The organism is Polaromonas sp., from assembly GCF_018780625.1.
Taxonomy (GTDB): domain Bacteria; phylum Pseudomonadota; class Gammaproteobacteria; order Burkholderiales; family Burkholderiaceae_C; genus Polaromonas.
In genome coordinates this window covers 1,974-3,717 of record NZ_JADMJK010000117.1, presented here as the reverse complement: position 1 = coordinate 3,717, position 1,744 = coordinate 1,974, and the positions used below count along the sequence as shown (strand labels likewise).

Below are 1,744 nucleotides of genomic sequence, written 5' to 3'. Positions count from 1 at the left end.
TGTTCGGCGTGGGCTGGGGCCTGTGCGGCGTGTGCCCCGGCCCGGCCATTGCCGGCCTGGGCGCGGGCAACTGGGACTTGCTGTGGGCGCTGGCCGGCATTGCGCTGGGCGCGCTGGTGCAGGGGCTCAGGGCGAAGTAACGAAGTGTCCGGCTGGCGGCGCGGGCTGCACAAAACCCCGCGATGCGCGCAAAATAACGCATGCATCCCGCCCCGGCCTGCGGGGCCATCAAGGAGCTTGTCGTGACGCGAAAAACACCCATCGAGCGCTACCGCAACATCGGCATCAGCGCCCACATCGACGCCGGAAAGACCACCACCACCGAGCGCATCCTGTTCTACACCGGCGTGAACTACAAGCTGGGCGAAGTCCACGAGGGCACGGCCACCATGGACTGGATGGCGCAGGAGCAGGAGCGCGGCATCACCATCACCTCGGCGGCGACTACCTGCTTCTGGAAAGGCACGGACGGCCACTACCCCGAGCACCGCATCAACATCATCGACACGCCCGGCCACGTCGATTTCACGATCGAGGTCGAGCGCTCCATGCGCGTGCTCGACGGCGCCGTGATGGTCTATGACGCGGTGGGCGGCGTGCAGCCGCAGTCTGAAACCGTCTGGCGCCAGGCCAACAAGTACAAGGTGCCGCGCATCGCATTTGTCAACAAGATGGACCGCGCCGGCGCCGACTTCTTCCGGGTGCAGCGCCAGATCACCGAGCGCCTCAAGGGCGTGGCCGTGCCGGTGCAGATTCCGGTGGGCGCGGAAGACCATTTCCACGGCGTGATTGACCTGGTGAAGATGAAAGCCGTTATCTGGGACGACACCAGCCAGGGCCTGCATTTCGAGTACGCCGAGGTTCCGGCCGACCTGCTTGAGATGGCCACGCAATGGCGCGAAAAGATGGTCGAGGCCGCCGCCGAAGCCAGCGAGGCGCTGCTGGAAAAGTACCTCTCGGGCGACGCCCTGAGCGAAGGCGAGATCCGCCAGGGTCTGCGCCAGCGCACGGTGGCGGGCGACATCGTGCCCATGCTGTGCGGCAGCGCCTTCAAGAACAAGGGCGTGCAGACCCTGCTTGACGCCGTGGTCGACTACCTGCCGTCGCCGCTGGATGTGCCGGCGATTCTGGGCCAGACCGAGGATGACAAGGCGGCCGAGCGGCATCCGGGCGACGACGAACCGCTGGCGGCGCTGGCCTTCAAGATCATGAGCGACCCCTACGTGGGGCAGCTGATCTTTTTCCGCGTCTATTCCGGCGTGGTGCATGCGGGCGACACGGTCTACAACCCGGCCAAGGGCGAACGCGAGCGGCTGGGCCGCATCCTGCAAATGCACGCCAATGCGCGCAATGAAGTCAAGGAGGTGCGGGCCGGCGACATTGCCGCCGCCGTGGGCCTGAAGCATGTCACCACCGGCGACACGCTGTGCGACCCGGCGTATCCGATCGTCCTGGAGCGCATGCGTTTTCCGGAACCCGTCATTTCGCAGGCGGTGGAACCCAGGACCCAGGCCGACCAGGAAAAGATGGGCACGGCCCTGAACCGGCTGGCGCAGGAAGACCCGTCGTTTCGCGTGCACACCGATGCGGAATCGGGCCAGACCATCATCGAAGGCATGGGCGAATTGCACCTCGACATCCTGGTGGACCGCATGAAACGCGAATTCGGCGTGGCCGCCAATGTTGGCAAGCCGCAGGTGGCCTACCGCGAAACCATCCGGCAGGCCGTCAGCGACGTGGAAGG

At 66.0% G+C, this 1,744-nt stretch carries 2 protein-coding genes; both read left to right on the top strand.

Annotated elements, in window-relative coordinates; all coding sequences use genetic code 11:
• A partial coding sequence (locus IV091_RS10225; protein WP_366806995.1) for a DUF6691 family protein occupies positions 1-140 on the top strand: 140 nt, incomplete at its 5' end.
• Between the two features lie 102 nt (positions 141-242).
• Positions 243-1,744: elongation factor G (gene fusA, locus IV091_RS10220; RefSeq protein WP_293468301.1), on the top strand; the 1,502-nt coding region annotated here is incomplete at its 3' end.